The following is a 5,751-nucleotide window of genomic DNA, read 5'->3' as shown; positions in this document are numbered from 1 at the left end:
GCCCCCTGAATTGTTACATTCTTTTTCGCTTGAGTTGCCAACCAATTCAAAAATTCAAAGTCAGCCAACTGTCGCACTGCATCATAACGAATTCCATCAATATGATACTCTTCGACCCAATATTTTACAATATCACCAACATATTTCCACGCTGGCTTAACATCTAACTTTTCATCATAATTACTGTAATTAAACTCTGGACCCCAGTAATTACCAGGGTCTTCTGGATAGTGCATATGTTCATAATACCAGTAATTGCGGTCGATTAACATCAAAGGACATTCTTCGTCAGTGTGGTTATAGATTCCATCCATAAATACGCGGATACCACGTTTGTGACATTCATCGATAAACCGCTTTAAATCCTCAGTAGAACCATAACTTGATTCAGTCGCGAAAAAGTGACGTACTTTATAACCCCAACTATAATCACCAGGATACTCGTTTACTGGCATTAACTCAATTGCATTAATTCCTAGGTCTTTGAGATAATCTAGTTTTTCGATTGCATCGACATATTTGCCACGTTTATGTTCATCAACTTCACCACCTGTAAAGTCAGCAACGTGCAATTCATATACTACCAACTCATGATTTTGAGGTAATGGTTGTTCATCATACTGCCAAACATAAGCATCTACTATTTTTTGACCATCTTTAATTCTAACTATGCCGACAGTACGCTCCTCATCAACATCAGTAGCATAAGGGTCAATCACATCGATCCATTCATCTGGTTTAAAGTTTGGACTTTTGGTTTGAACACGAAATTTATATCGGTAAATACCGTCTTCAATGTCTATTTTGGCACGAAAGTAACCATCTTCTCCTTTGACCATTGGTATTTCTTTCCATTCGGAAAAAGACCCGATTAAAGCTGCTGCATTGATGCGAGGAGCAAAGAGATTGAATTCGATTGAGTTTGTCATGTATCTTACTTAATATTAATGCAAATATTTTTATATATTCGTGGAATTATTACAAATGCGATTCCTTCTAGGGATAGATGTAATTACGTAACGTCTGTTGGGTTCCGTTCTGAGACCCAACCTACACAATAAAAAAGGAGGAGTAGGGTTAACTACTTCTCCAATTAGTGCATCTACTAAACTTTTTATAGTAATAATTGGTGCGTGAAGCTACAGGTCTTATAACTACGCTTAAGTTTTTTCTAGCGTCACGCACCCTACGAACTTACACCTACAGCTAATTCATTGTTTTCGTTATTTACTACTGAACGACCATCTAGAATTGGTTTGTGAGTGCTAAGGTCAAATTTATAACCGTGTGGTAATATGTGGAGACGGGCGCCACAAAATGCTAGAGGTTCGTCGCGAAGTATTTCATCAACGTTGTTGTGGACTAACTCGTTCTCATCGACCACGGTGATTACACCTTCACCAACTACTTCCATAATGTCACCTGTTATGGCCATTGCTGTATTTTCATCAATCCCAAAACCTAATACTGCTGGTTGCTGGGCAAGCGCTGAAATTAGGCGCCCTAAGCGTCCACGTTGCGAGAAGTGCTGGTCAATTACTATACCGGGCAAGAATCCCATCCCTGGTCCAAGTTCTACAATATTTATCCGAGGATTAGTTTCTGAGTCTCCCTCAACAATCATAATATCAGGCATTACCGCCGCCCCCGCACTTGTTCCCCCAACCACAAAACCTTCTGCGTAGCGTTTGTGAATTGCAGCATCAATTTCGGTATCTTTAAGAATACTAGTAATTCGTGCTTGATCACCACCTGTAAAGAATATACCTGTAGCCTCTTCAATAGCTTTTAAAGCAGTAGATGAAGACGCATCTTCACGTGTTTCTGTGTCAATAATACGGGCATTTTCGGCGCCAAGACGTTCAAAAACGCGAATATAATTTTCACCAACTTCTCTAGGCAATTCTGTGGCTGCGGTCATGATTACAATTTTAGCTTTTGTACCTCCAGCACGACGTACAAACTCGCGCAGAATAATGCAATCACCCTGTTTATCTTCGGCGCCTCCTATAATAACAAGTTGGCGTTTAATTTCATCCGTCACAGTATTGCCTCCTGATAAATGTTTACAATGCGGTTAGATAAAACCAATTTTTTATTGCCATTACATTGTCACAGATTGATGATAATTTTACTCTCATTCCAACGATACATTTTGAATCCTAATCTAATGAGGTAAACCCAGAGATTCAAAATTGCAGTTTACTACGTCTTATTCAATTTTCTGAATTATCAAATTAAGTTATCTAAGTTGTCATTATCTGCTAATAATGCATTCAAAAACGACCGCGCGTGTTCCAAAGGAAAATGTCTTGGCTTACCCTCAAACACAATTTGGTACTCTGATACATCTGGACCATCACCATATCCGGAAATCAGCTTACGATGAAAAGCTTCCTCAGCAAGCTGTTTGACTTCATTTCTGAGGCTAGCTTCAGTTGCATTCATACTGTCTCCTAAGTTCCTTCTATTATTTTTTAAGTTTTAACAGAAATACGTGTATAATACCACCTTCCGCAGGATATAAATTTGAGTCAAACCTTAATCAATCTGAGTCCAAACCTTATTTGTAAAAGAAACACGCTAGAGACAGACTATTATATACCTTTCGGTAGCTGACTATTTGAATGTGTAGATTTATAGTCAGTAAGCGTCAAGCTTGAATGTCGCGTTAACTTGACGCGGGTTATTATTGGGTAAAAGGGAAATAAGAGCTAAATTTTAATTAAGCTTTCGTTTTGCCGAAGAATTATTCATCCAAGGGTGTTTACCAGAGGGTTTATACAATGATTCAAGATAACACTACCGAAGCAGTTCGTATTAACGCGCGTAGAACAGACGTTTTTGATATTTTCAACTTTAAAAATTACGCGGGTCCAAACCCCTATTTAGAAACAGGGGCACTTGTATTCGATTTTGCTTTGACAGAGAATCAGGAAGCACTCAGCTTGGAAGATTATGTTGAAGCTGTATCCGCGCGCTATCCGGAGTTGCGTGACGAAGAATATTCTTCTTACGCTCACCTATTTGCCCGTACAGCTTCCGAGGTGGCAAAACTAGACATGGATTTGCACATAAACCGTTGGAGTCTCAAAGAATACGCAATTCATCATAAAATCGCTATCCAGTCACTTTACCCACGGACTACCCGTGGAGTAATTTACTTTGTTTGGGATTGGTTTGAAGCAATTACCCAAAATAACGATGTCGCTTTTGAGGAGCAGTTGACGACACTTCAAAGTCGTTTTCGCGCTTCTGTCTATGGAGGTCCAACTGTTTACGCTTTGCTACGAACTGCTGATAAAAAGGGTATTCCAGCTTTTTATCTGTGGGAGGAAGGGTTGATGCAATATGGTTTTGGTAAAAAACATGTTCGAGGTGTTGCAACAACTTTCGACGGAGACAGTCACGTAGATTCCGACTTTACCACCCGCAAAGACGATTGCAAAGCGTTTTTAAACACTTTGGGATTTCCTGTTCCCAAGGGTGATATTATTGCTACTGAACGTGAAGCTTTATCTGTCGCGCGTGAAATTGGTTATCCTGTAGCCATTAAACCTGTAGTTGGTCATAAAGGTATTGGTGTTACAGCGGATGTTCAGGGACCAAAAGAGCTTGAAGCAGCATATGGACGTGCGCTTCAAGCGATACCTGAAGATCAACCAACAAGAATTATCGTCGAGCAAAGCATTCGTGGAAGTGATTTTCGCTTGTTGTGTGTCAACGGTAGATTTGTAGCAGCTATCGAACGTCGTCCTGCTTCGGTTATTGGTGACGGTTACTCGACAATAGACGAACTCATTCAAAAAGAAAATCAAAAACCCGCGCGTCGTGACACTCCAACTTCAGCAATGAGTAAAATTCAATGTGATGAAGCAATGGAACTTTACTTAGAAGAACAAGAACTGTCGTTAGCTAGCGTTATTGAAAAAGGCAAACGTGTTTTTCTACGTAAAGTAGCGAATCTTTCAGCAGGAGGAGTTAGTATTGACGCTACTCCTACAATGCACCCTGATAATATTATCTTGGCGCAGGATATTGCCCAACATTTCCGATTAACTTGTTTAGGCATTGACGTTATTTCGGAAAATCTGGCAAAATCATGGAAAGAAGGTAACTTTGCAATTTTAGAAATTAATGCGGCGCCTGGTGTGATGATGCATCTCAACCCAGCGGTAGGTGACAGTGTTGACGTTCCTTCCTACATTTTGGAGACATTCTTTAGTTCAGGGAATGATGCCAGAATTCCAATTATTACCTTCAACAAAATCTCAATCCACGACTTGCAAGAAACAATTGACCATATTCTTTCGCAGCATCCCGACTGGACAATAGGCGCCGTTTGTCAAGATGCAGTATTTGTAAATCGTTCGCGAAAGGTATCCAATCCAGAATACAATACTAATGTACAAAGCCTACTGCGAAATCCCAAACTTGATTTACTCATAGTTGAGTACAACGAAGAAATCCTAGAACGTGATGGCATGTTTTACTACGGTAGCAACATGGTCGTTTTAGATAACCCGACTGATACCGAAATGATGCTATCGCGCGATATGCTAGATGGTTCGACTTTGGTAGTAAAGAAAGGTGACAGTATTATGCTGCATCGCAAAGGATTAATTGAGGAGTATTCTTTAGGAGAAGATGAACCATTTACACGGGTTTATTTGAAGGAAATTGGGACTATAGCGTAAATTTTATCCCCCTATTTGTAAGGTGGGCAGTGCCCACCCTACGAATTATTGCCAAACAAAAACTTTAGCTTCGTATGGTCCCAAATCGGTCATAATTCCATCATCACCAGCTTCAACGTCGTAATTAGCAGTCCATTCGTGCCAAGTACCAGCAGATGGGAAATTTGGTACATGGTATCCACCGAGGAAATTTTCTGAGAAATTAGCTACAACAACCACTTGTGAACCTTCTTCATTCCAACGACTAAAAGCTAAGACTTTTGCCTCTGGATTTTCGTGGATAAAATCTATATTTTCTGTGTACAGCGCGTGGTTATTTTTACGTAAATTAATCAAGCCTTTAAAGTATTCAAACAAACCACGATTTAAATCATTTCCAAGCACTGTCCAATCAAGTTTCGATGCATCAGGTGTTTTTGGTTTGTATTCGCCAAACTCTTCACCCATCCATATTAATGGTACACCAATAGCAGTCATTAAAAGTGCTGCACCAAGCTTGACTCGACGAAAGGCTTCTTCATCAAAAATTTCACGGTTTCCTAACTCCACCATCAAGCGGTCATGGTCGTGGTTGCTAAGGTAATTTACAACATTAGTGGCGCCTAAGAAACCTTGACGCTTACAGTCAATAACATCTTTGAGTTGCTCTAAATCAAATTTGTCACCACAAACATGTTCTTTGATACAGTGGTAGAAACTATCATGCCAACAACCATCCATTGGACCATCAACGTTGGTAATGCTTGTAGTTTCAGGAATGTGTTCAGCAATATTATAAAAAGGTTTGGGACCGGCAGCGTTTTTAGCTTCCTGCACAATCCAATGCATGAAGTCATAGTTGGCAATTTGACGCGCGGCATCGTAACGAATACCATCAAGATGAAACTCACTAACCCAATATCTAACTGTATCCCCAATAAATTTACGCGCGGGATAAGTCTCTAACTTTTCATCGTAAAGTTCATAGTTAAATTCAGGACCCCAGTTGTTGTCGGGGTCACGTGGTTCATGATGATACCAATAATCATGGTCGATTTGTGTTAAAGGACTCCCG

General features: G+C 40.0%; 5 protein-coding genes. 1 reads left to right on the top strand and 4 read right to left on the bottom strand.

The features are described from left to right. The 3 genes from AC2JBO_RS42475 to AC2JBO_RS42465 all read right to left on the bottom strand — a co-directional run. Nucleotides 1-929: alpha-amylase family glycosyl hydrolase (locus AC2JBO_RS42475; protein ID WP_496959643.1), on the bottom strand; the 929-nt coding region annotated here is incomplete at its 3' end. Between the two features lie 257 nt (nucleotides 930-1,186). Beyond that, on the bottom strand, nucleotides 1,187-2,044 hold the full coding sequence (locus AC2JBO_RS42470; protein ID WP_496959642.1) for a cyanophycinase: 858 nt from the start codon (nucleotides 2,042-2,044) through the stop codon (nucleotides 1,187-1,189). Nucleotides 2,045-2,232: 188 nt separating this feature from the next. Then, nucleotides 2,233-2,448 (bottom strand): hypothetical protein, encoded by a 216-nt coding sequence (locus AC2JBO_RS42465; protein WP_496959641.1) that lies wholly within the window; start codon nucleotides 2,446-2,448, stop codon nucleotides 2,233-2,235. A 338-nt stretch (nucleotides 2,449-2,786) separates the two neighbouring features. Between AC2JBO_RS42465 and AC2JBO_RS42460 the strand changes: the two genes are divergently transcribed. Continuing rightward, the gene (locus AC2JBO_RS42460) at nucleotides 2,787-4,697 is read left to right on the top strand and encodes an acetate--CoA ligase family protein (protein ID WP_496959640.1); all 1,911 of its coding nucleotides are present in this window, start codon (nucleotides 2,787-2,789) and stop codon (nucleotides 4,695-4,697) included. Between the two features lie 45 nt (nucleotides 4,698-4,742). Here the strand turns inward: AC2JBO_RS42460 and AC2JBO_RS42455 are convergent. After that, the coding region (locus AC2JBO_RS42455) for an alpha-amylase family glycosyl hydrolase (protein WP_496959639.1) at nucleotides 4,743-5,751 on the bottom strand (1,009 nt) is incomplete at its 5' end.

The organism is Calothrix sp. CBUCES-K 9914 (genome assembly GCF_059640475.1).
The sequence above is the reverse complement of the archived record's forward strand: the minus strand, read 5'-3'. Positions and strand labels throughout refer to the sequence as shown.